Below are 23,153 nucleotides of genomic sequence, written 5' to 3'. Positions count from 1 at the left end.
CGACCGGGTGTTGAAGATGCAGCTCTACGCGATCGCCCGAATCCCGTGGTATCTGCTCGTCGAGCAGGACGGCGACAGGCACTCGCTGCGGCTGCACCGGCTCGACGGCGCGCACTACGTCGAGGATGCCGTCGCCAAGGCGGGCGAGACGCTGAGTGTCACCGAGCCGTTCCGCTGGGCGATGGACCCGAGCGACCTGCGCTGATCCGCACCTGCCGCGCCACCTGGGCGAACGACAGCCGTCGATGAAAATTTCCTTTCCCCCTATTGCGATCTAGGGCACTAAGCTCCAAAGATGGGCGTCAATAGACGGACGTCCCTCTGGAGGCAACCATGCCCAGCACCAGACTCTCCGTACGCCGGCTTCTCGCCGCCGGCCTGGCCGCCGCCGCCACCGCGGCCGCGGCCCTCGTGGCGACCGCCGGACCGGCCGCCGCCGCGACCACGCCCGGGATCGACGTCTCCCGCTACCAGGGCAGCATCAACTGGACCAGCGTGCGCAACTCGGGTATCCAGTTCGCCTTCATCAAGGCCACCGAGGGCACGAGCTACAAGGACCCGAACTTCAACGCGAACTACGTCAACGCGTACAACGCCGGGGTGATCCGCGGGGCGTACCACTTCGCCCGGCCGAACATCTCCGCCGGTTCCACCCAGGCCAACTACCTGGCCAGCAACGGTGGCGCCTGGTCGGCGGACAGCCGTACGCTTCCCGCCGCGCTGGACATCGAGGGCAACCCGTACAGCGGCGGCTACTGCTACGGCCTGAGCACCACCGGCATGCGCAACTGGATCCAGGACTTCCTCAACACCTACCGCTCCCGCACCGGCCGGTACGCGGTCATCTACACCACCACGAGCTGGTGGAACCAGTGCACGGGCAGCTGGACCGGCCCGTGGGCCAACCACCCGCTGTGGCTCGCCCGCTGGGCCAGCACGCCCGGCACGCTGCCGGCCGGCGCCCCGGTGTGGAGCTTCTGGCAGTACACCAGCACCGGCGCCGTCTCCGGGATCAGCGGCAACGTCGACCGCAACTACTGGAACGGTGACCGCAGCCGGCTGATCGCGCTGGCCAACAACACCTGACCGGCGCGCGAAAGCAATGGGACCGCCTCATCACGAGGCGGTCCCGCTGTCGTCGTACCCGAGGTCAGGCTCTGCGGCGCGCGGTGGCCGGGACGGGCACCGGCGTGCGGCGCGTCAGGCGCCACACCGCCACGCCCACGACCGTGAGCGTCAGCACGCCGAGGACCGCGACCGGCGCGGACAGGCCGGCGCTGATCAGGAGCAGTACGACGTCGCCGAGCGCCACGAGCATCCACAGTGCCAGCCGCGGGCCGGTGTACCTCCGTCGGTAACCCATGTCGCGCCTCCTTCCGTCGTCGGAGGGATTCATACCCCCGACGACGGAAAGCCATGCGAGCGAGTTTCGTAACCGCGGGATTCCCGGTCAGTTCCTGCGGTCCGGCACGAAGCCCTTGGTGATGATCTCCCAGTTGGCCAGGTTGGCGTCCCAGTCCTTTGCGGGCACCTCCCAGCGCAACGCGAAGCCCCGGTTGCTGGCGGTCGCCACACCCCGGTTGCGGACGTGGAAGCGGGTGTCGCCGTTGCGCGTCTCCAGCCAGTCCCAGTCGGCGCAGGTGCGGTAGTAGCCGTCGCACTTGGTGATGCCGACCAGCTTGTAGCCCCGCACACGCGACGCGCGGTACGGCTCCTGTTTCTGCCAGTCGGTGTACGCGTCGGGCTTCGGATCGGACGTCCACTGGATGAACAGCACCCGCCGGCTGCCGCCGACCTCGTAGAGCACGACGTTGTCCCCGCCGACCCGCGCCTGGAAGTTCTCCGGGATCGGCACCTTGAAGCCGTTCGGGCCGGTGTAGAGGCGCCAGCCGGCCGGCAACGCGGCCCCGGACGCCGACGGGCTGGCCGACGGCGTGGGGCTGGCCGACGCACTGGCCGCCGGGGCGCTCGGCGACGCGCTCTCGCTCGGCGCGGGCGGCGGCGCCACCGACGCCGAGGTGCCGGCCGTCGGCTCACCGCCGTCGCCGTCGTCACCGTTGTTCAGCAGCGGCACGGCCACCACCAGGCCGACGAGCAGCAGCAGGACCAGCGCGCCGATCAGCAGGTTGCGGCGGTTGGGCGCGGACTTCTCGACCGGCAGCACCGTCGCCCGGCCGGTCGACGGCGCGGGATCGGGTGAAGCCGGAGCCGGGCTGACCGGCGCGGAGCCGGACGCGGCCGGGCTCACCGGCGCCGGGGTGTCGGTGACCGGCTCGCCGTCGAGCCGCGTCTCGTCCAGCGCCGGGTCGACGCCGTCCACCCGCGCCTCGTCGTCCACAAGCGTCTCGTCGGCCGAGGGCGCCGGGTCGAGCTTCGCCGTCGGGTCGGCGGGCGGCGGGGTCACCTTCGCGGTGGGCCCGGCGTCCGAGGTGGGCGCCGGCACCTTCGCCGTCGGGTCGGCGGCTGCCGCCGTACCCCCGGTTGCGGCGACCCCGGACGCGGCGCGTTCGGCCTGGTCGGCGGGGCGCGGCGCGGGCACCAGCGGCGGGCGCGGCACGCGCGGACCGTTCGGCCCGGGCCGGCGTACGCCGTCCAGCAGCGAGATGCTCTTGGCGCGACGGCCGGCGGCCTTGCGCAGCATGCGCTCCGCCACCTCGGCGGTGATCCGCTCGTCCGGGTCCTTGCGCAGCAGGCCCTGGAGCACCGGCTTGAGCGGCCCGGCGTTGCGCGGCGGCGGCATCGGCTCGGTGGCGAGCGCCGCGAGCGTGGCGATCGCCGACGGGCGCGCGTACGGCGACTTGCCCTCGACGGCCGCGTAGAGCGTGGCGCCGAGCGACCAGAGGTCGGCCTCCGGGCCGGCAGTGCCGTCGCGGGCACGCTCCGGCGAGATGTACGCGGGCGAGCCCAGCACCATGCCGGTGCGCGTCACGTTCGGGTCGCCGGGGATGGTGGCCAGCCCGAAGTCGGTGAGCACCACGCGGCCGTCCTCGCCGAGCAGCACGTTGCCCGGCTTGACGTCGCGGTGCATGATGCCGGCCTTGTGCGCGGCCTTCAGCGCGTTCAGCACACCGAGGCCGATCTCGACCGCCTTGGCCGGGGTGACCGGGCCGTCCTCGGCGATGGTGTCCTGCAACGACTTCGACGCCACGTACTCCATGACGATCCACGGATCGCCGTCGGTGCGCAGCACGTCGAAGATGCGGACCACGTTGATGTTGTTGAGGCGGGCGATCGCCCGCGCCTCACGCAGCGAGCGCTCGCGCATCTCGCGGCGCTCCTCCGGGGTGAGGCCGGGGGGCGGGACCAGTTCCTTGATGGCCACGTCCCGGTGCAGCACCTCGTCCCGCGCCTTCCAGACGCGGCCCATGCCGCCTTGACCGAGCGGCGTGAGAAGCCGGTACCGGTCGGCGACGAGTTGGGGGAGCGCGTTCGACATCGCAGAAACCGTACCCGGCCGCTGCGACGCCCACACCGTCGGCACGCCACTGTACGGCGAAGGTCGAATTCGTGACGCGTACCCTGGGGTCATGTCTGCCGAGGAGCCGCTGTTCCGGATCGTCCGTGGCGTGCCCACCGCCGAGGAGCTGGCCGCTCTGGTCGGCGCGATCGTGGTGCGCACCCGCCCGGCCCAGGCCGCCGCGCCGGCCCCCGTGTCGCAGTGGGCGCGCAGCGCACGCCCCGCCCTGGCCGGGCCCGTCGCGGGCCCCGGCGCGTGGCGGGCCTCCGGCCTCCCCCGCTGACCTCACCTCCCGCTCGCGGCGACGGGGCGGGGCTGCCGGGATCAGCGTCGAGCCATTAACCTCACTCAGGGAAACCGTGTGGTGACGGGCAGGAGGCTCCGATGATCCCGGAGGACAACCAGCCAGCCGGCTGGCTGCGCGGCTACGGCGGCATCGAGGCCGACATCCGACAGATGCGGGAGTTCGCCGACCGCCTCCAGGACGAGGTGACGCGCAACTACTCGCCGCACCTGTCCTACATCGCCGACGACATGAAGGCGCCGGTGCCCAACCCGGCCGACGCCTTCATCGAGCTGGTCCAGTTCCTTCAGGCCCACCACGACACCCAGACCGCGGCGGTGAGCGCGGTCTGGGATCTCGCACCGGCGACCGGGCGGCTCGCCGACGCCGCCGGGCGGATCGCCGCCCGCTACGGCGACGCCGACGCGTTCTCCTCCGCCCGCGTGGCCGACGTGGAACGGGCACTCGCCGGCCCCTCCGCCACCGTCGCCCGCCCGATGCCACCACTGGCCGACCCCACCGCCCCCGAACAGAGCCGGGTGATCCTGCCGTGATCGAACGGGGCAGCGGACGCACCTCCGGGCTGACCGACTGGCGGATGATGGACGTCCTCAGCATGTGGGCGTGCGTGCAGGACCAGGACACCGCAGGCCAGTGGAAGCAGGTCGCGGGCTGGCGCAAGGTCTGCGACCTCGCCCTGGCCCACCTGAGCCGCCTGCGGGAATACCGGCGTGGCCTCGCCGAGGCGTGGCCGCCGGAGACCAACGCCGCCGCGCGGGCGTACATCGCCGAACTCGACCAGCTCATCGACCGCGTACAGCGCACCCACGACGCCGCCGCCGCGAACTACGACGCGCTGGCGGCCGCCGCACGCGCCATCGGCAGCGCGCGGGCCGAGCTGCAACCACTGCACGAGGAGTACGAGAAGAAGCTGCGGCAGAAGCAGGCGTACGAGGCGACGATCGCCGACCCGAAGGCGGTGGCGGGCAGCCGGTTGCCGGAGCGGCCCCCGGTGACGGACGACGACCTGGAGCAGTTGAACGTACGGGCGCGCGGGTTGATGACGGGGTTGAGCGGCGAACTCCAGCACGCCCAGGTCATGCTCCAACGCCCACCAGTACCAGTCCGGCCGGCGCCACGGGCCGACCCACATTCGTCTGACCCGTATCTTGGATCGGATCCGGCACCAATCATTCCTCCTATCGTCGCAGTCCCGATTACTCCATCCACGCCGATCAGCGGGCGTCGACCGAGCGTCGCAACGAGCCCGCCAGTTCATCCAGGCAGCCCTTCTACAAGCGGCGTTATAGGCGGAGGTCCGATCCTAGGCAATGCGGGTCCAGGAACGCCCGTCCAAGCGATGCCGCCTGGAACCGCATCCCCTGCTACTCCTAATACACCCTCTGGCACTCCCGGTGCCCCCCTTCCCTCGGCACTCAATCGCGGCACCAGTTTGGGCCCACTCGGGAATGATCCAGTTGCTGGAAAGAGCACTAACCGACCGCTTCCACCGCGTCCGACCGGAACGAACGGGATGATTCCGGGAGTTCCCCTCGGCCAGCCCGGCATGGGAGGCCCCACTAGGCGCGCTAATCCTCCAGGTGGAGTTATCGGGGGAGGCGCGGCCGGCACTGCGCCGACAGGCGCTGCAGGATCTCGTCCGAACACGGGGAGAGGTCCACAAATCGGCACACCTGGGTTGACCCCTCTTGGCGGCGCTCCCGGCTTGTCTCCCGCCCACGGGCGGCAGAACAGCAAAGGCCTGGATACAGACTTGGAGCGACGCTGGGATCCGGACAACCCCTGGGAAGTCGAACGCGGCGTGAATCCAATATTGGAGCCACCTGACGAGGGACCGATCGATCCGGGGCCTGCCATAGGCTTCAATCGGTGATGTCCTACGCGCTTTTGGTGGCGCGAAACCTAGCCGCGTCACTCGCAATCTCACTCACTGGCCTGGCGACATCGGCCTTGCTGCCCGCCTCGGACGGGTCGGAGCGGGTGAGAGGCGACCAGTGGCATCTAGGCTTCTTGAAGGCTGCAGAAGCTCACAAAATTAGTCAGGGCGAGGGGATCGTTGTAGCAGTTCCAGATACTGGAGTGGAGGCTCACCCGGACCTACAGAAGAACTTGCTGCCAGGAACAGACGTGATCACGGGAGGAAGCGGAGACGGCCTTCGAGACACGAATAGCCACGGCACCGGCATGGCTGGCCTCATCGCGGCGCATGGGCGAGGAGGCACTCGCGGCGCGCTCGGAGTGGCACCTAGATCCAAGATTCTCCCAATCTTCGACACACCAACCAACGGACTGGGCCAACCCGATGATTTAGCGGCCAGCATTGAGTATGCAACAGCTCAACATGTGGATGTAGTTAGCATCTCTGCGGCCAGCATTCCCACCCCTCGCCTGCAATCCGCAATAAAGTCCGCACTTGATGCGAATATCGTCGTAGTAGCAGCCGTTGGAAACATCCCAAGCGAAACATCGATTAGCTATCCGGCATCCGAGCAAGGCGTGATCGCCGTAGGCGGCGTTGATAGGCAAGGCAACAAGACCGAATTCTCGGTCTCGGGGGCGGATGTAGATATTCTCGCACCTGCAGTCGACATTTACACCACAAGCCTCGCAGGTCGGTACCGCCGGAGCACCGGCACATCCGATGCGACTGCGATCGTTGCCGGGGCTGCTGCTCTCATCCGCTCCAAGTACCCCAATCTGCCCGCCCAGGAAGTCGCCCACCGCCTGACCGCCACCGCCGTCGACAAGGGACCACCTGGTCGCGACGACCAGTACGGCTACGGCGTCATCGACCTGGTCGCCGCGCTCACCGCCGACGTACCGCCGCTCGGCTTCGAGTCCTCCAACGTCACGCCACCCGCGTCGGCGGAGGCAGCGCCCGACAAGGGCGACGACGGCAGCGCGACGGTACGCGGGCTCGCCACCCTCGGTGTGCTGGTGGCGGCGGGCGGCGGCTACCTGTTCTGGCGGCGCCGCCGACGTGCCGACGACCCGCCGCCGAGGGTCAGCCGGTAGCGTCGGCGGGGTGTCGACCTCCGTAGCGGTGCGCCTCGTGCTCGCCTCGCAGTCCCCCGCCCGCCGCAAGTTGCTCCAGGCCGCCGGGATCGAGCCGGAGGTGCTGGTCAGCGGCGTGGACGAGTCGCAGGTGGTGAGCGATCGGGCCGAGGATCTGTGCCTGGAGCTGGCCCGGCTGAAGGCGCAGGCGGTACGCGATCGGCTGCGGCCCTCGCCGGACGAGCGCACGCTGGTGCTCGGCTGCGACTCGGTGCTCGCCTTCGACGGTGAGATTCTCGGCAAGCCCGATGACGCAGCGGACGCCACCCGGCGGTGGCAGCGGATGCGCGGGCGCAGCGGCGTCCTGCACACCGGGCACTGCCTGATCGACGTGACCCACGAGTCCCGCGCAGAGGCCGTCGCCTCGACCACCGTGCACTTCGCCGACATCAGCGACGACGAGATCGCCGCGTACGTGGCGACGGGCGAGCCGCTGGCCGTGGCGGGCGCGTTCACCATCGACGGGCTGGGCGGGGCGTTCCTGACCGGGATCGAGGGTGATCCGGGCACGGTGGTGGGGTTGTCCCTGCCGTTGCTGCGCCGGCTGCTCGCCGAGGTGGAGCTGAGCATCGTCGACCTGTGGACGAAGGTCGCGCCCGGGGGCCAGGAGATCGAGCATCTCGGCTAACGTCCGGACATGACCACGAAGCCGCTGCCGCTCACCCCGGAACTGCACGCCTACCTGGTGGCCCACGGGTCCGCCCCGGACGAGATCGTCCAGGAGCTGGCCGAGGAGACCCGGGCGGCCCTGCCCTCCGAGGCGGTCATGCAGGTAGCGCCCGAACAGGCCGCGTTCCTGACGTTCCTGACCCGGCTGCTCGGCGTACGGCAGGCGGTCGAGGTCGGCACGTTCACCGGCCTCTCCTCGCTGGCGATCGCCCGGGGGCTGGCCGAGGGCGGCCGGTTGACCTGCTTCGACATCTCCGAGGAGTACACGGGCGTGGCCCGGCGCTACTGGCAGCGCGCCGGTGTGCAGGACCGCATCGAGCTGCGCATCGGCCCGGCCGCCGAGACGCTGCGCGAGCTGCCCCGCGAGCGTTACCTGGACTTCGCGTTCATCGACGCGGACAAGGTCGGCTACCCGGTCTACTGGGACGAGCTGGTGCCCCGCATGCGTCCCGGCGCGGTGATCGCCGTCGACAACACGCTGCGCGACGGCCGGGTGCTCGCCCCGCGCAACGCCGACGACCGGGCCATCGCCGCGTTCAACGACGCGGTGATCGCTGATGTCCGCGTCGAGGCGGTCATGCTGCCCATCGCCGACGGCGTCACGCTCGCCCGGGTGCTCTAGCCGGCCGAGCACAACCTCCCCGAAGTGGCGGGATCCCTGAGCGCCGGATACCGCCACCTCGCCGACATGGAGTCGATCAAGCCGTGCGGACCGGCGCGGGCAGGGCACGTCCCAGCCGCACCGTCAGCAGCACCGCGACCGCGATGAACGCGGGCAGCAGCAGGAACGCCGGGTGCGGGCCGACGCCGTCGGCCACCCACCCGAGCGCCACCGGCGCGATCCCGAAACCCACACCCATCGAGTACGCGGACCAGCCCGCCGCCTTGTCGGCGGCCGGACCGGCGACGGCGAGCGCGATCGAGATCGCCAACGGGTAGTGCAGCGCGTTGCCGAGCCCGAGCACGACCAGCCCGGTGACCGCGAGCCAGCCGACGGTACTGCCCCAGAACAGCGTGAACCCGGCCATCGAGACGGCGAGCGCGCCGAGCAGCAGCGGTACCGGCGCCCAGCGCAACGCGGCCCGGCCACCGGCGATCCGGCCGGCGAACATGCCGCAGACGATCGCGGCGACCGCCGCCGACGCCCCGCCCGCGCTCAGCCCGGCGTGGGTCCGCAGCACGTCAGCTGTCCACAGTGACAGGCACACCTCGATCGACCCGGTGACGGACATCAAGACCCAGGCGATCCAGTACGCACGCGGCAGCCGCCCCGCCGCACCGGAGCCGGAGGAACCGGGCTCGCCGGAGGGGGGAACGACCGGAGCGGGCACGACGGGAGCGGGCACGACGGGAGCGGGCACGACGGCTTCGGAAACCCCGGAAGCGGGGACGGCGGGCACCCGGGTGGCGGCGGCCACGGGCACGGGTGTGCCGGCAGCCGCGTCAGCGGTGGCGCGTTTCGGCCCGCGTACCCGGAAGGTCAGGGCGGCCAGCGCGACAAGCGTGATCAGCCCGACCTCGACGGCCATCAGGGGTCGCCAGCCGAGGCCGGCGTCGACGGTGGCGCCGATGGTCAGCGGCGCCAGGATGCCCATGCCGGCGCAGGCCGCGTTGGCCTCGGTGAGCGCGGCCGGGGCGGTGGGGCCGTGCCGGGCGGTGAGCACCACGCTCACGCCGCTGACGACCATCATGCCGAAGGTGGCGATGACCGCGACGGCGGCGAGCGTGGCCGGCAGCGGGCGGAGCAGGCCGAGCGCGGTCACGCCGGCGGCGACGCCGGCGAGGCCGAGCCAGATGGCCGGGCCACGGCCGAGGCGGCGGGCGACCGGGGCGAACAGCGCGCCGCCGGCGAGCGCGCCCACCGCGATACCGGTGCTGTGCAGGCCGGCGACGGCGGCGCTGGTGCCCTGTTCGTCGCGGAGCAGGGGTACGACCGGGCCGAACCCGTAGAGGAAGAAGCCCCACAGACCGAGCTGGGCGTAGGTCAGCCAGGTGATCCGGTCACGGGTGAGGCGGGGCACCGGCCCACGCTACGCGCGCCCGGCCGGTGTCCCGCCCCTGCTGAGAGCTAGGTCTCCCCTGCTCAGCGGACGCTGCGGGCGAACTGGCGGGCGGCCCAGAACACGCCTGCGGCGGCGAGCACCGCGATGATGCCGAGGCCCTGCCAGACCCGGTCGTTGCCGAGGTCGCCGTTGAACAGCGCGCGGGTGCCCTCGACCGCCCAGGAGAACGGGTTCCACTTGGCCACGCCCTGGAGCCAGCCGGGGGCGAAGGTGAGCGGCAGCAGGATGCCGGAGAGCAGCAGCACCGGCTGCGCGACCGTGTTCATCAGCGGGGCGAGCGCGTCCTCGCTCTTGACCTTGAGCGCGATGCCGTAGGAGACGGCCGAGGTCATCAGCGCGATGAGGGCGAGCATCAGGTACGCCAGGAGCAGGTTGCCGATGAACACGCGCAGGTCGAACGCGAGCGCCAGCAGCGTGATGATGATCGCCTGCGCGATCAGCGAGACCACGTCGCGCAGCGAGCGGCCGAGCAGCAAAGCGAGCCGGCTGACCGGGGTGACCCGGGAGCGCTCGATCACGCCGGCGCGCAGCTCGGCGATCAGGCCGAAGCCCTGGAACAGGCCGCCGAAGATGGCCAGCAGCACGAGCAGGCCGGGTACGAAGATCTTGTACGCGGCGGCCTGGGTGGGTGCGTTCAGCGCGGGCTTGAGCAGCGGGGCGAACAGGAGCAGGTACATCACCGGCTGGAAGACACCGACGAAGATCCATACCGGGTTGCGCAGCAGCAGTTGCGTCTGGCGCTGGAAGATCAGCCAGGTGTCGCGGGCGAGTTTCATGACAGCTTCTCCGGTGGTCAGGACTCGCGCAGCGAGCGGCCGGTCTTGGTGAGGAAGACGTCGTCGAGGCTGGGGCGGTGCAGCTCGATCGAGCGCAGATCCAGCCCGGCGTGGTCGAGCCGGCGCAGCACCTGCGGGATGGCGGTGGCGCCCTCGTCGACGTAGAGGCGCAGGCCGCCCTCGTCGACGGTCTCCAGCTTGCTCACGTACGCCTCGGTGTCGAGCAGCTCGGCGGCGCGCGGGGTGCTCGGGGCGTCCAGGCCGACGATCACCACCTCGCCGGAGATCTCCCGCTTCAGCTCGGCCGGTGTGCCCTCGGCGACCACCTCGCCGTGGTCCATGATCGCGATGCGGTCGCAGAGCGCGTCCGCCTCGTCCAGGTAGTGCGTGGTGATGAAGACGGTCATCCCCTCGGTACGCAGCCGCCGGATCTCGTCCCACATGTGTGCACGGCTCTGCGGGTCGAGGCCGGTGGTCGGCTCGTCCAGGAAGACGATCTTCGGCTCGTGGATGATGCCGAGCGCGATCTCGACGCGCCGGCGCTGGCCGCCGGAGTAGGTCTTGCACTTGCGGTCGGCGTACTCGGTGAGCTGGAAGGCTTCGAGCGCGCGCTCGGCACGGCGGTGCGCCTCGGCCTTGCCGATGCCGTAGAGGCGGGCCTGGAGCACCAGCTCCTCGCGGGCGCTCGACTCGTCCCAGGTGCTGCCGCCCTGGGCCACGTACCCGATCCGGCGGCGCACCTCGGCCGGATCCTTGCGCAGGTCGGCCCCGGCCACGGTGGCCTCGCCGCCGTCCGGCTCGATGAGCGTGGCGAGCATCCGCAGCGTGGTGGTCTTGCCCGCGCCGTTGGGCCCGAGGAAGCCGAAGATCTCCCCCGCTGCGACGTCGAGGTCGACGCCGCGGACCGCGTCCACTGTCTTCGTCTCGCGACCCGCGCGGGAGCGGTACGACTTCCGCAACCCCCTGGTCTCGATCATTTCTGCTCCTGGTCGTCCGGGCGGACCTGACCGGCCGCCGATCGTCCGCGAGGACGCACGAATCCCCCGCGATTCCCGCCGAGGCTAACGCGATATAGCTCTTTTGGTCAACGTTGATTATGTCGTGTCATCGAGACCCGTCGGACCAGCCCGACCAGCCCTCGGCCCGTTCCATCCCATCGGGCAGGTACGACACTCCCGACTCGATCCGCTCCGCGATCCGCTCGCACCAGGCCGTCTCCGCCTCGGCGCGGGCCAGCCACAGCTCGAACATCCACCCGACGTGCACCGGCTTGCGGGTGCGTACCCAGTCCGAGTCGAGCGAGGCCCGCATCGACTCGACCCCGGCCCGGAGCAGGTTCGCCCGGTTGCGCAGCGCCGCCGCGGCCTCGTCGCGGGGCATCGCCGGCAGGAAGGAGAACGCCGCGACGAACGGATCGGGTGTCTCCTGCACCTGCCACCACTGCGCCCGCAGCAGCGTCTCGAACTCGTCCTCTCCCTTCGGCGTCACCTCGTACGTGGTGCGCGCCGGACGGGCGCCCACCTGCTCGACCGAGACGGTCCGCAGCAGCCCTTCGTCGGTGAGCTTGCGCAGCGCGTGGTAGATCGAACCCGGTTGCACGTTCGCCCACTTGTCCGCACTCCAGCTCAGCAGCTCGCGGCGCACGTCGTAGCCGTGCACCGGTTGCATCCACCTGACCAGGCCGAGAATCATCATCCGCGTCGCCGACACGGGACAAGCGTAATAACCAAGTTTGACTACAGTGCCGCATCCCACACTGAGCGATCGTTAGGCCCCGCAGCTCGGCCGCTAAACTCCCGGCAACGACCTCCCGGGAGGAGCCACAAGGTGCGCAAGGTTCTCATCGCCAACCGCGGCGAGATCGCCGTCCGCGTCATCCGCGCCTGCCGCGACGCCGGGCTGGCCAGCGTCGCCGTCTACGCGGACTCCGACCGGGACGCCCTGCACGCCACGCTCGCCGACGAGGCGTACGCGCTCGGCGGTGACACCGCCGCCGACAGCTACCTGCGCATCGACAAGCTGATCGACGTGGCGGGCCGCTCCGGCGCCGACGCGGTGCACCCCGGCTACGGCTTCCTCTCCGAGAACGCCGACTTCGCCCAGGCCGTCATCGACGCCGGGCTGACCTGGATCGGCCCCACCCCGCAGGCGATCCGCGACCTGGGCGACAAGGTGACCGCCCGGCACATCGCGCAGCGCGCGGGCGCGCCGCTGGTGCCCGGCACCCCGGACCCGGTCGCGAACGCCGACGAGGTGATGGCGTTCGCCGTCGACCACGGCCTGCCGGTCGCCATCAAGGCCGCCTTCGGCGGTGGCGGGCGCGGCCTCAAGGTCGCCCGCACCATGGAGGAGATCCCGCACCTGTTCGAGTCGGCCACCCGCGAGGCGGTCGCCGCGTTCGGCCGGGGCGAGTGCTTCGTCGAGCGCTACCTGGACAAGCCGCGCCACGTCGAGGCGCAGGTGCTGGCCGACCAGCACGGCAACGTGATCGTGGTGGGCACCCGGGACTGCTCGTTGCAGCGCCGGCACCAGAAGCTGGTCGAGGAGGCCCCCGCGCCGTTCCTCACCGACGCCCAGCGGGCCCAGATCCACGACAGCGCCAAGGCCATCTGCCGGGAGGCCGGCTACCACGGCGCCGGCACCGTGGAATACCTGGTCGGCGCGGACGGCACGATCTCCTTCCTGGAGGTCAACACCCGGCTCCAGGTCGAGCACCCGGTCACCGAGGAGACCGCCGGCATCGACCTGGTCCGCGAGCAGTTCCGCATCGCCGACGGCGAGAAGCTGCGCTTCACCGAGGACCCGACGCCGCGCGGGCACGCCATCGAGTTCCGGATCAACGGCGAGGACCCGGGCCGCAACTTCCTGCCGGCGCCGGGCACCGTCACCGCGCTGCGCCTGCCCTCCGGGCCGGGCGTGCGGGTCGACACCGGCATCTCGGCCGGCGACGTGATCGGCGGCAACTTCGACTCGCTGCTCGCCAAGGTGATCATCGTTGGTGAGACGCGTACCGAGGCGCTGGAGCGGGCCCGCCGGGCGCTCGACGAGATGGTGGTCGAGGGCATGGCGACAGCGCTGCCCTTCCACCGCCTGGTGATCCGCGACGAGGCGTTCGCCGCCGAGCCGTTCACCGTGCACACCCGGTGGATCGAGACCGAGTGGGACAACACCGTACCGGCCTTCACCGCCGCCGCCGGCGCCGCCGACGAGCCCGCCGGGCGCGAGACCGTCGTGGTCGAGGTGGGCGGCAAGCGGCTGGAGGTCGTCCTCCCCGCCGGGCTCGGCGCGGGTACGGCGGCAGCCGCGCCCGCCGCGAAGAAGCCGGCCCGCCGGGGTGGCGGGGGCAAGGCGGGCGCCGCGGTCAGCGGTGACACGCTCACCTCCCCGATGCAGGGCACGATCGTGAAGATCGCCGTGGCGGACGGCGACGAGGTGGCCGAGGGCGACCTGGTCGTGGTGCTGGAGGCGATGAAGATGGAGCAGCCGCTGCACGCGCACAAGGGCGGCACGGTGAGCGGGCTCGCCGCCGAGGTCGGCGCGGTGATCACGTCCGGCGCCGCGATCTGCACCATCGCCTGAGGTGTAAGGAAGGGCCCCTTCTTAACGCCCGAGGTAGAGAAGGGGCCCCTTCTTAACAGCGCGGGGCATGGGTGGTCTGAGCCACCACAGGAGGCGGGAGCGCCGCCGGGCGGGAATGATGGCCGGGTGCGGTTCCTTCACGGCGCGGTCCCCGCGCACGACCTGACCTACAACGACGTCTTCATGGCGCCCAACCGGTCCGAGGTGGGCTCCCGGCTCGACGTCGACCTGGCCACGACCGACGGGACCGGCACCACGATCCCGCTCGTGGTGGCGAACATGACGGCCGTCGCCGGCCGGCGGATGGCCGAGACCGTGGCCCGGCGCGGCGCGGTGGCGGTGATCCCGCAGGACATCCCGATCGAGGTCGTCGCCGACGTGGTCGGGTGGGTCAAGCAGCGGCACCTGGTGCACGACACGGCGATCACGCTCGGCCCGACCGACACCGTCGGCGACGCCATCCACCTGCTGCCGAAGCGCTCGCACGGCGCGGTGGTCGTGGTCGACGCGGACGGCCGGCCGATGGGCGTGGTGACCGAGGCGGACACCGTCGGCGTGGACCGCTTCGCCCAGCTCCGGCACGTGATGTCGACCGAGCTGCACACCGTCGGGGCGGACGCGGACCCGCGTACCGGATTCGACAGGCTGTCGGCGGGCCGGCGGCGGCTCGCACCGGTGGTGGACGACGACGGCCGCCTGGTCGGCGTGCTGACCCGGCAGGGCGCGCTGCGCGCCACGCTGTACAAGCCGGCCACCGACGACCGGGGGCGGCTGCGCGTCGCCGCCGCCGTGGGCATCAACGGTGACGTCACCGGCAAGGCCGCCGCGCTGCTGGAGGCCGGGGTGGACACGCTCGTCGTGGACACCGCGCACGGGCACCAGGAGCGGATGCTCCAGGCGCTGCGGGCGGTCCGCCGGCTGGACCCGCCGGTGCCGGTCGCGGCCGGGAACGTGGTGACCGCCGACGGCGTACGCGACCTGGTCGACGCGGGCGCGGACATCGTGAAGGTCGGCGTCGGGCCGGGCGCGATGTGCACCACCCGGATGATGACCGGCGTGGGGCGCCCGCAGTTCTCCGCGGTGCTCGACTGCGCGGCGGCGGCCCGCTCGCTGGGGCGGCACGTCTGGGCCGACGGCGGCGTCCGCCATCCGCGGGACGTGGCGCTGGCGCTGGCGGCCGGGGCCTCGAACGTGATGATCGGCTCCTGGTTCGCCGGCACCTACGAGTCGCCCGGCGACCTCTACACCGACGCCGACGGGCGGCGCTACAAGGAGAGCTTCGGCATGGCGTCGTCGCGCGCGGTGAGCGCCCGTACGGCCGAGGACAGCGCGTTCGACAGGGCCCGCAAGGCGATCTTCGAGGAGGGCATCTCCTCGGCCCGGATGTATCTGGACCCGAACCGGCCCGGCGTCGAGGACCTGATCGACGAGATCATCTCGGGCGTGCGCAGCGCGTTCACGTACGCGGGCGCGCGCAGCCTGGAGGAGTTCCACGAGCGGGCGCTCGTCGGTGTGCAGAGCGCCGCCGGGTACACCGAGGGGATGCCGCTGCCGACGAGCTGGTGACGTTCGGTCCCGCTCAGTCGAACAACCGCCTGATCACGGTACGGGCGGCGGCCTCCGGGTCGTCGCCCACCCGTGGCGGCAGCGCGCCGGAGAGCCAGAGCGTGGCGAAGCCGTGCACGATCGACCAGGCGGCGAGCGCGTCGGCGTCCGGCTTCCGCCCGGTGTGCCGGGTCACCCCCTCGCGCAGCACGTCGCCGGAGCGGGCGCGGGCGGCGACCAGCTCCGGGTCGTCGGCCCGGTACAGCTCGGGCCGGAACATGACGTCGAAGTGCGCCCGGTGCCGCACCGCGAACCCGACGTAGGCCACGCCGGTGTCGAGCAGGTCGTCCCCGGCCTGCCGCAACGCGTCGGCGAGCAGGTCGAAGCCCTGGGTGGCGAACGCGGTGAGCAGCCCGGCCTTGTCGCCGAAGTGGTGCGCCGGCGCGGCGTGCGAGACCCCGGCGCGCCGGGCCAGCTCACGCAGGCTCAGCGCGGCCGGCCCGGACTCGGCGATCGCCTCGGCGGCGGTGCTCAGCAGGACGCGGCGGAGGTCGCCGTGGTGGTACGAGGCCATACCGTCACCCTAACTTGTCATTGACAAGATGACACCCGCCGACGCAATCTTGTCATCGACAAGATGAATGGAGTCGGAGGGACTGACCATGGCACCCCTGATCGCACTGCTCGCCGGCACCGCGCTGGCCCGGATCGCCGGCCTGCTCGGCGTGGACGCCCTGGACGGGTGGCACCCCGCGCTGCGGGTGGGGCTGGCGCTGATGTTCGTGCTGACCGGCGTGGCCCACTTCGCGTCCCGCCGCGCCGACCTCATCGCGATGGTTCCGCCGTCGCTGCCCCGGCCGGATCTGCTGGTCACCGTCACCGGCGTACTGGAACTGGCCGGCGCGCTCGCCCTGCTGTTCCCGGCCACCGCGCGCCCGGCGGCGGCCGGGCTGGCACTGCTGATGCTCGCCATGTTCCCGGCGAACGTGTCGGCCGCACGGCGACGGCTCACGCTCGCCGGGCGCCCGGTGACGCCGCTCGGCGTCCGTACCGTGCTCCAGGTCGTCTTCGTGGCCGCGGCGCTGGCGGTGACCCTCGGCGGATGAGCCCGGCGGGCCGCAGCCGGCCGGGGCCGCCCGGTGCGGCTCAGGCGCGGGCCGGCTCCGCCTCGGCGGGCGGGCTGTCCCCGGTCTCCTCGGCGCGCACCGTCGGCAGGCGCAGGCAGGCGACCAGGCCGATCAGCAGGAATCCGGCGCCCGCGAAGGCGGCGTACCGGGTGGCCTCGGAGAACGCCGCCTTCGCCTCCTCGGCGATGGGCGCGGTACGCGGGTCCGCCTCCAGCCCGCCGATCGCCGCACCGGCGCTCTCCTTGACCGCGCTCACCACCTGGTCCCGCTGGGCGGGGGTCAGCCCGGGCTGGTCGGCCAGGCGGTCGCCGAGGATCCCGCCGAGGCCGGCGAAGAGGACGGTGCCGAGCACCGCGATGCCGAGCGCGGAGCCGACCTGCCGGGCGGTGCTCTGCAGGCCCGAGCCCTGGCCGCTGCGGCGTACCGGCACCTGCGACAGGGAGACGCCGGTGAGCTGGGCGGTGGCCAGGCCGACGCCGACGCCGTACACGAACAGGAAGCCCAGCGGCGCCCACCAGCTGGTGTCCGGCGCGACCACGAAGCCGAGCCCGGCCACGCCGACCAGCTCGGCGGCGACGCCGAGCTGGACCACCCGGGCCGCGCCCCAGCGCTGGGTCAGCGGCGCGCCGATGCCGCTGGCCAGGAAGCTGCCGACGGCGAGCGGCAGGAGCGCCAGGCCGGTGCGGAAGGCGCTGTAGCCGAGCACGTTCTGGAACCACAGCGGCAGCGCGAACAGCAGCCCGAATTCGCCGAGGCTGACGATCGCGGCGGCCAGGATGCCGTTGCGGAACGAACCGATGCCGAACAGCGACAGGTCGAGCAGCGCGGGACGGCCGGCCCGGTTGCGGCGTACCTGCTGGGCCAGGAAGATCCCGAGCGCGACGAGGCCGACCAGCGCGGCCACCGGCACCGGCGAGATCGACGCGGTCCAGTCCAGCCCGAAGAGGCTGAACGGCCGCTCCCGCTCCCACCAGCCGTAGGTGCGGCCCTCGATCAGCGCGAAGACCACGCCGGTCATGCCGACCACCGAGAGCAGCGCGCCGAGCAGGTCCAGGCCGCGCTCGGCCCGCTCGTCGCGGGACTCGGCCACCAGCACGAGCGTCGCCACGATCACGGCCAGGCTGACCGGGACGTTGATGCCGAAGGCCCACCGCCAGGAGTACGTGGTGGTGAGCCAGCCGCCGAGCAGCGGCCCGAGCGCCGCAGCGCCACCGATCGTGGAGCCCCAGACGGCGAATGCGATGCCCTTCTCCCGGCCGGTGAAGTTGGCGTTGAGCAGGGAGAGCGAGGTGGGCAGCATCATCGCCCCGCCGACGCCCTGGAGCACGCGGGCGGCGATCAGCGTCTCGCCGGAGCCGGCGAGGGCGGCGAGCACGCTGGCGACCACGAACACGGTGACGCCGACGAGGAACATCCGCCGCCGCCCGGACCGGTCGGCGAAGCGGCCGGCGACCAGCAGCAACGCGGCGAAGACCAGGGTGTACGCCTCCTGCACCCACTGCGCGTCGGTGGAGGTGATGTCGAGATCCCGGATGATCTGCGGCACCGCGACGTTCACGATGGTGGCGTCCACGATGATCATCGCTACGCCGAGGCTGATGGCCAGCAGCCCGAACCAGCGTCCGCGCCCGTCGCCGCGCATGGCGTCCTCCCCTTTAGCTAGATTTTCTAGCTACCTGAGATGCTAGCTTTATCCCATGGAGGGGGTGCCGTCAACCGGAGAGTCCGCGCGGGTCGCGCCGCCGAGCAGCGAGGCGTCCCGCGCACTGCGCGACGTGCTGCGCCTGGCCGGTGACACCCGGGCCGCGCTGGCCCGCCGCCTGGGCCTCAACGCGACAGACGCCGCCGCGATCGACCACCTGGTCTCCAGCCCGGAGCCGCTGGGCCCGGTCGAGCTGGGCAACCGGCTCGGCATCCGGTCCGCCTCGGCGACCACGCTTGTCGACCGGCTCGTGCAGGCCGGTCACGTCGCCCGGACCCCGCACCCGCACGACAGGCGGCGACTCAGCCTCCAGGTGACCGAGAGCGCCGTCGGCGAGGTGCTGGAGGCGCTGCGTCCGATGCTCGTCGGCGTCGACCGGGCGGTCGCCCGGCTCACCCCCGAGCAAGCAGAGGCCACCACGGCGTTCCTGCGCGAGGTCACCGAGGTGATGCGGGAGTACGTCGCCACCGCCCCGGACGAGCCGCCACGCGCCCGCGCCGACCGCGGCTGAGGAGATTCTCAGAATTAGTTTGGGCCCTGATGGTTCGGGGGCTAATCTGACGCTCGTGAACATGGGCCCGCTCGTCCGCTTCCCCGACGCGTTGCACCACGCGCCACTCGGCCGGCTGATCTCGATCGCCGGTCACGTGGTCGAACAGCACTGGGGGCGGTACCTCGCCGAACACGGGCTCACGTCCGCCGGCATGCGGGTTCTGATGATCCTCCTCCGGGCCGGCGACGTGAGCCACCGGGAAATGGCCGAGCTGTGCTTCGTCCGGCCCGCCACGCTCACCGGCATCGTCGACACCCTCGAACGCGACGGCTTCGTCAGCCGCCGCCGCGACCCGGAGGACCGCCGCACGGTCCGGCTCACGCTGACCGACAAGGGCGGCGAACACGCCCGCGCCATCAGCGACATGATCCACAGCGACCGGCCGCTGACGTCGGTCGACGCCGACCCGGCCAACCGGGCGGTGATCCGCCAGTTCCTGATCGAAATCATCACCGGCATGTCCGACGGGGACCTCCGTCGGTTGAACCGGGACAGCGAGTCCGACACCGAGCCGCCAACGGGGAGCCATCTGTGTTGATCCGCCTGCTTCGCACACATCTGCGCCCGTACCGACAATGGCTGGCCGCCGTGGTGGCGTTCCAGTTCGTCGGCACGATCGCCTCGCTCTACCTGCCCAGCCTGAACGCCGACATCATCGACCGCGGCGTCGCCGTCGGCGACACCGACCAGATCCTGCGTACGGGCGGGTGGATGCTGCTCGTCAGCCTGCTCCAGATCGCCTGCTCGATCGCCGCCGTCTACTTCGGCGCGAAGACCGCGATGGCGTTCGGCCGCGACGTACGCGGCTCGATCTTCCGGCGCGTCAACAGCTTCTCCGCCCGCGAGGTCGCCCGCTTCGGGGCGCCGTCGCTGATCACCCGCAACACCAACGACGTCCAGCAGGTGCAGATGCTGGTGCTGCTGAGCTGCACCATGCTGGTCGCCGCGCCGATCATGAGCGTCGGCGGCGTGGTGATGGCGCTGCGCGAGGACGTCGGGCTCTCCTGGCTGATGCTGGTCTGCGTACCGGTCCTCGCCGTCGCGCTGGGCCTGATCATCCGCCGGATGGTGCCGGGCTTCCGGCTCATGCAGACCCGGATCGACACCGTCAACCGGGTGCTGCGCGAGCAGATCACCGGCATCCGGGTGGTCCGGGCGTTCGTCCGTGAGCCGTACGAGACCGACCGGTTCCGGGTCGCCAACACCGACCTGACCACCACCGCGCTGCGGATCGGGCGGCTCCAGGCGCTGATCTTCCCGATCGTGATGCTGGTGCTGAACGTCTCCAGCGTCGCGGTGCTCTGGTTCGGAGCGGCACGGGTCGACTCCGGTCAGATCCAGGTCGGCGCGCTCACCGCGTTCCTGCAGTACCTGATGCAGATCCTGATGGCGGTCATGATGGCCACCTTCATGCTGATGATGGTGCCCCGGGCCGCTGTCTGCGCCGAACGCATCGAGGAGGTGCTGGACACCGACTCGTCGGTGGTGCCGGCCACCGACCCGGTCACCGAGGTCACCGGCCGCGGCGAGCTGGAACTACGCGGCGCCGGATTCCAGTACCCGGGCGCGAGCGCCCCGGTGCTGCACGACATCTCGTTCCGCGCCGAGCCGGGCCGCACCACAGCGATCATCGGCTCCACCGGCGCCGGCAAGACCACGCTGCTGACGCTCATCCCCCGGCTGGTCGACCCGACCGCCGGCGCCGTCCTGGTCGACGGCGTGGACGTACGGGACCTGGCCCCGGACGAGCTGTGGCGGCGGATCGGGCTGGTGCCCCAGCGGCCGTACCTGTTCACCGGCACCGTCGCCAGCAACCTGCGCTACGGCAACCCGGACGCCACCGACGCCGACCTGTGGGCCGCGCTGGAGATCGCCCAGGCGCGCGACTTCGTCGCCGAGATGGCGGGCGGACTGGACGCGCCGATCGCGCAGGGCGGCACGAACGTCTCCGGCGGCCAACGGCAACGCCTGGCCATCGCCCGCGCGCTCGTCCGCAAACCGGAGATCTACCTCTTCGACGACTCCTTCTCCGCGCTCGACCTCGGCACGGACGCCCGGTTGCGGGCCGCTCTCAAGCCGGTCACCGCGGACGCGGCGGTGGTGATCGTGGCCCAGCGGGTCTCCACGATCGTCGACGCCGACCAGATCATCGTGCTCGAGGACGGGGGTGTCGTCGGGATGGGACGACATGAGGAACTGCTGGAGAGCTGCCCCACGTACGCCGAGATCGTCGCGTCGCAGCAGACGGCGGAGGTGGCCGCGTGAGTGGGGGCAACGGCGGGACGCCGCCCGTTCCGCAGCAGAAGAACGAGCCGACGCGGTTGCCTCCGGCCGGGCGGCGGCCCGGCGGCGGCCCGCCGCACATGAGCATGGGCATGCCGGCCGAGAAGGCGATGAACTTCGGGCCCTCGGCACGGCGGCTGCTGGCGCGGCTGCGGCCGTACCGGCTCCAGCTCACCGGCGTGCTCGCGCTGGCCCTGGCCAGCGTCGGGCTCAGCGTCATCGGGCCGAAGGTGCTCGGCCACGCCACCGACATCATCTTCAGCGGCGTGATCGGGCGGCAGATCCCGCCCGGCACCACCACCGAGGCGGCGGCGGAGGCGGCCCGCGCCGAGGGCAACGGCAACTTCGCCGACATGCTGGCCCGGATGGACGTGATCCCCGGCGCCGGCATCGACTTCGACGCGCTGGGCCGGGTGCTGGCGTTCGCCGTGGTGCTCTACGTCGGCGCGAGCATGCTCCAGTGGGCGCAGGGCTGGGTCCTCAACGGCGTGGTGCAACGCACGGTGCTGACGCTGCGCGCCGACGTGGAGGACAAGCTCAACCGGCTGCCGCTGCCCTACTTCGACAAGCAGCCCCGCGGTGAGCTGCTCAGCCGGGTCACGAACGACATCGACAACGTGTCGCAGACACTCCAGCAGACGCTGAGCCAGTTGCTCACGTCGCTGCTCACCGTCGTCGGCGTACTCGCGATGATGTTCTGGATCTCGCCGCTGCTGGCTGTCGTCGCGCTCGTCGCGGTGCCGCTGTCGGTGGTGGTCACCGGTCAGATCGCCAAGCGGTCGCAGGGCAAGTTCATCGCCCAGTGGAAGCACACCGGCGAGCTGAACGGGCAGATCGAGGAGGCGTACACCGGGCACGAGCTGGTGAAGGTCTTCGGCCGGCAGAAGGAGGTCGAGGCCGCCTTCCACGCCAAGAACGAGGAGCTGTTCCGGGCCGGCTTCGGCGCGCAGTTCGTCTCCGGGCTGATCATGCCGGCGATGTTCTTCATCGGGAACCTCAGCTACGTCGCGATCGCCGTGGTCGGCGGCCTGCGGGTGGCGTCGGGCTCGATGAGCCTCGGTGACGTGCAGGCGTTCATCCAGTACTCGCGGCAGTTCACCCAGCCGCTCACCCAGGTCGCGTCGATGGCCAACCTGCTGCAGTCCGGCGTGGCCTCGGCCGAGCGGGTCTTCGCGGTGCTCGACGCCGACGAGCAGAGCCCCGACCCGGCCGAGCCGGCCCGGATCGCCGACCCGCACGGGCGGGTCGAGTTCGAGCACGTCTCCTTCCGGTACGACCCGGAGAAGCCGCTCATCGACGACCTGTCGCTGGTCGCCGAGCCGGGTCACACGGTCGCCATCGTCGGTCCCACCGGTGCCGGCAAGACCACACTGGTCAACCTGGTCATGCGGTTCTACGAGCTGGACGCCGGGCGGATCACGCTGGACGGGGTGGACATCGCCACGATGCGCCGCGACGACCTGCGCGGCCGGATCGGCATGGTGCTCCAGGACACCTGGCTGTTCGGCGGGACCATCCGGGACAACATCGCCTACGGCCGGCCGGACGCCACCGAGGAGGAGATCCTCGCCGCCGCCCGGGCGACGTTCGTGGACCGGTTCGTCCGCAGCCTGCCGGACGGCTACGACACGGTGATCGACGAGGAGGGCAGCAACGTCAGCGCCGGGGAGAAGCAGCTCATCACCATCGCGCGGGCGTTCCTGGCCGAGCCGTCACTGCTGATCCTGGACGAGGCGACCAGCTCGGTGGACACCCGGACCGAGGTGCTGCTCCAGCGCGCCATGGCGGCGCTGCGCTCGGACCGGACGAGCTTCGTCATCGCGCACCGGCTCTCCACGATCCGCGACGCCGACCTGATCCTGATGATGGAGCAGGGCCGGATCGTCGAGCAGGGCACCCACGACCAGCTCGTCGCCGCCGGTGGCGCGTACGCCCGGCTCTACCGGGCGCAGTTCAGCGGCGCGGTCATCGAAGACGAGGTGCCGGCGCCCGCCCCGGCCGGCCCGCCGGGGATGCGGGCCGGCGCCGGCACGCCGGTCGG

Annotated in this window: 23 protein-coding genes; 14 read left to right on the top strand and 9 right to left on the bottom strand. The window is 71.7% G+C overall.

The annotated features are described in order from the left end of the window. Nucleotides 1-7 precede the first annotated feature (7 nt). Together ACPCK6_RS23600 and ACPCK6_RS23595 are read left to right on the top strand one after the other, a co-directional pair. Nucleotides 8-205 (top strand): PDDEXK family nuclease, encoded by a 198-nt coding sequence (locus ACPCK6_RS23600; protein ID WP_423482251.1) that lies wholly within the window; start codon nucleotides 8-10, stop codon nucleotides 203-205. A gap of 128 nt (nucleotides 206-333) precedes the next feature. Then, nucleotides 334-1,086 (top strand): GH25 family lysozyme, encoded by a 753-nt coding sequence (locus ACPCK6_RS23595; protein ID WP_423482250.1) that lies wholly within the window; start codon nucleotides 334-336, stop codon nucleotides 1,084-1,086. A 64-nt stretch (nucleotides 1,087-1,150) separates the two neighbouring features. Here the strand turns inward: ACPCK6_RS23595 and ACPCK6_RS23590 are convergent, their stop codons facing one another. Further along, the gene (locus ACPCK6_RS23590; RefSeq protein WP_349879023.1) at nucleotides 1,151-1,363 is read right to left on the bottom strand and encodes a hypothetical protein; all 213 of its coding nucleotides are present in this window, start codon (nucleotides 1,361-1,363) and stop codon (nucleotides 1,151-1,153) included. 87 nt (nucleotides 1,364-1,450) lie between these two features. Beyond that, nucleotides 1,451-3,436, bottom strand: coding sequence for a serine/threonine-protein kinase (locus ACPCK6_RS23585; RefSeq protein WP_423482249.1), 1,986 nt, complete (start codon nucleotides 3,434-3,436; stop codon nucleotides 1,451-1,453). 91 nt (nucleotides 3,437-3,527) lie between these two features. Between ACPCK6_RS23585 and ACPCK6_RS23580 the strand changes: the two genes are divergently transcribed. Both ACPCK6_RS23580 and ACPCK6_RS23575 read left to right on the top strand, forming a co-directional pair. Next, nucleotides 3,528-3,740, top strand: a complete 213-nt coding sequence (locus ACPCK6_RS23580) for an acyl-CoA carboxylase subunit epsilon (protein ID WP_013474005.1) — start codon at nucleotides 3,528-3,530, stop codon at nucleotides 3,738-3,740. Between the two features lie 101 nt (nucleotides 3,741-3,841). Continuing rightward, the gene (locus tag ACPCK6_RS23575; protein WP_121684324.1) at nucleotides 3,842-4,294 is read left to right on the top strand and encodes a hypothetical protein; all 453 of its coding nucleotides are present in this window, start codon (nucleotides 3,842-3,844) and stop codon (nucleotides 4,292-4,294) included. Nucleotides 4,295-4,586: 292 nt separating this feature from the next. On the opposite strand, the gene ACPCK6_RS23570 is transcribed toward ACPCK6_RS23575, so the two are convergent. Continuing rightward, the gene (locus ACPCK6_RS23570; RefSeq protein WP_423482248.1) at nucleotides 4,587-4,841 is read right to left on the bottom strand and encodes a hypothetical protein; all 255 of its coding nucleotides are present in this window, start codon (nucleotides 4,839-4,841) and stop codon (nucleotides 4,587-4,589) included. 789 nt (nucleotides 4,842-5,630) lie between these two features. On the opposite strand from ACPCK6_RS23570, the gene ACPCK6_RS23565 reads away from it, so the two are divergent. From ACPCK6_RS23565 to ACPCK6_RS23555, 3 genes are read left to right on the top strand one after another with little or no spacing between them, the layout of a single operon-like run. After that, nucleotides 5,631-6,776: a S8 family serine peptidase gene (locus tag ACPCK6_RS23565; protein WP_423482247.1), complete on the top strand. Its 1,146-nt coding sequence runs from the start codon at nucleotides 5,631-5,633 to the stop codon at nucleotides 6,774-6,776. Between the two features lie 10 nt (nucleotides 6,777-6,786). Next, nucleotides 6,787-7,443: a Maf family protein gene (locus ACPCK6_RS23560; protein WP_423482246.1), complete on the top strand. Its 657-nt coding sequence runs from the start codon at nucleotides 6,787-6,789 to the stop codon at nucleotides 7,441-7,443. Between the two features lie 9 nt (nucleotides 7,444-7,452). After that, nucleotides 7,453-8,106 carry an O-methyltransferase gene (locus tag ACPCK6_RS23555; protein WP_396879922.1) on the top strand — a complete coding sequence of 218 codons (654 nt, stop codon included), beginning with the start codon at nucleotides 7,453-7,455 and terminating at the stop codon, nucleotides 8,104-8,106. Between the two features lie 76 nt (nucleotides 8,107-8,182). On the opposite strand, the gene ACPCK6_RS23550 is transcribed toward ACPCK6_RS23555, so the two are convergent. The 4 genes from ACPCK6_RS23550 to ACPCK6_RS23535 all read right to left on the bottom strand — a co-directional run bounded on the left by ACPCK6_RS23550 (nucleotide 8,183) and on the right by ACPCK6_RS23535 (nucleotide 12,018). Next, nucleotides 8,183-9,505, bottom strand: coding sequence for an MFS transporter (locus ACPCK6_RS23550; RefSeq protein ID WP_423482245.1), 1,323 nt, complete (start codon nucleotides 9,503-9,505; stop codon nucleotides 8,183-8,185). 62 nt (nucleotides 9,506-9,567) lie between these two features. Beyond that, nucleotides 9,568-10,323 carry an ABC transporter permease gene (locus tag ACPCK6_RS23545; protein ID WP_013284036.1) on the bottom strand — a complete coding sequence of 252 codons (756 nt, stop codon included), beginning with the start codon at nucleotides 10,321-10,323 and terminating at the stop codon, nucleotides 9,568-9,570. Nucleotides 10,324-10,340: 17 nt separating this feature from the next. Next, nucleotides 10,341-11,300 carry an efflux ABC transporter ATPase subunit, DrrA-related gene (locus ACPCK6_RS23540; RefSeq protein WP_135243316.1) on the bottom strand — a complete coding sequence of 320 codons (960 nt, stop codon included), beginning with the start codon at nucleotides 11,298-11,300 and terminating at the stop codon, nucleotides 10,341-10,343. 127 nt (nucleotides 11,301-11,427) lie between these two features. Further along, the gene (locus ACPCK6_RS23535) at nucleotides 11,428-12,018 is read right to left on the bottom strand and encodes a PadR family transcriptional regulator (RefSeq protein ID WP_318336272.1); all 591 of its coding nucleotides are present in this window, start codon (nucleotides 12,016-12,018) and stop codon (nucleotides 11,428-11,430) included. Between the two features lie 132 nt (nucleotides 12,019-12,150). Here ACPCK6_RS23535 and ACPCK6_RS23530 point away from each other — a divergent pair, with 132 nt between their 5' ends. Further along, complete coding sequence (locus tag ACPCK6_RS23530) at nucleotides 12,151-13,902, top strand: acetyl/propionyl/methylcrotonyl-CoA carboxylase subunit alpha (RefSeq protein WP_423482244.1); 1,752 nt, start codon at nucleotides 12,151-12,153, stop codon at nucleotides 13,900-13,902. Between the two features lie 126 nt (nucleotides 13,903-14,028). Continuing rightward, complete coding sequence (locus tag ACPCK6_RS23525) at nucleotides 14,029-15,468, top strand: GuaB1 family IMP dehydrogenase-related protein (protein ID WP_423482243.1); 1,440 nt, start codon at nucleotides 14,029-14,031, stop codon at nucleotides 15,466-15,468. 13 nt (nucleotides 15,469-15,481) lie between these two features. Here ACPCK6_RS23525 and ACPCK6_RS23520 read toward each other — a convergent pair whose 3' ends face one another. Continuing rightward, complete coding sequence (locus ACPCK6_RS23520) at nucleotides 15,482-16,021, bottom strand: TetR/AcrR family transcriptional regulator (protein WP_396879917.1); 540 nt, start codon at nucleotides 16,019-16,021, stop codon at nucleotides 15,482-15,484. 88 nt (nucleotides 16,022-16,109) lie between these two features. Between ACPCK6_RS23520 and ACPCK6_RS23515 the strand changes: the two genes are divergently transcribed. Continuing rightward, nucleotides 16,110-16,553 (top strand): DoxX family protein, encoded by a 444-nt coding sequence (locus ACPCK6_RS23515; RefSeq protein ID WP_423482242.1) that lies wholly within the window; start codon nucleotides 16,110-16,112, stop codon nucleotides 16,551-16,553. Between the two features lie 40 nt (nucleotides 16,554-16,593). Here ACPCK6_RS23515 and ACPCK6_RS23510 read toward each other — a convergent pair whose 3' ends face one another. Next, nucleotides 16,594-18,216, bottom strand: coding sequence for a DHA2 family efflux MFS transporter permease subunit (locus ACPCK6_RS23510; RefSeq protein WP_396879915.1), 1,623 nt, complete (start codon nucleotides 18,214-18,216; stop codon nucleotides 16,594-16,596). Nucleotides 18,217-18,271: 55 nt separating this feature from the next. Here ACPCK6_RS23510 and ACPCK6_RS23505 point away from each other — a divergent pair, with 55 nt between their 5' ends. The 4 genes from ACPCK6_RS23505 to ACPCK6_RS23490 all read left to right on the top strand — a co-directional run. After that, nucleotides 18,272-18,787 carry a MarR family winged helix-turn-helix transcriptional regulator gene (locus ACPCK6_RS23505; RefSeq protein WP_269696117.1) on the top strand — a complete coding sequence of 172 codons (516 nt, stop codon included), beginning with the start codon at nucleotides 18,272-18,274 and terminating at the stop codon, nucleotides 18,785-18,787. Between the two features lie 61 nt (nucleotides 18,788-18,848). Continuing rightward, nucleotides 18,849-19,367, top strand: coding sequence for a MarR family winged helix-turn-helix transcriptional regulator (locus ACPCK6_RS23500; RefSeq protein WP_135243310.1), 519 nt, complete (start codon nucleotides 18,849-18,851; stop codon nucleotides 19,365-19,367). Beyond that, nucleotides 19,361-21,094, top strand: a complete 1,734-nt coding sequence (locus ACPCK6_RS23495; RefSeq protein ID WP_423482241.1) for an ABC transporter ATP-binding protein — start codon at nucleotides 19,361-19,363, stop codon at nucleotides 21,092-21,094. The genes ACPCK6_RS23500 and ACPCK6_RS23495 overlap by 7 nt, the downstream gene beginning before the upstream one ends. A 110-nt stretch (nucleotides 21,095-21,204) precedes the next feature. Next, on the top strand, nucleotides 21,205-23,153 hold a 1,949-nt coding region (locus tag ACPCK6_RS23490; protein ID WP_423482257.1), incomplete at its 3' end, for an ABC transporter ATP-binding protein.

The sequence above is a fragment of the Micromonospora sp. AB353 genome, from assembly GCF_049538395.1.
GTDB classification, from domain to species: domain Bacteria; phylum Actinomycetota; class Actinomycetes; order Mycobacteriales; family Micromonosporaceae; genus Micromonospora; species Micromonospora aurantiaca.
This window is presented reverse-complemented; position numbering and strand designations above follow the sequence as displayed.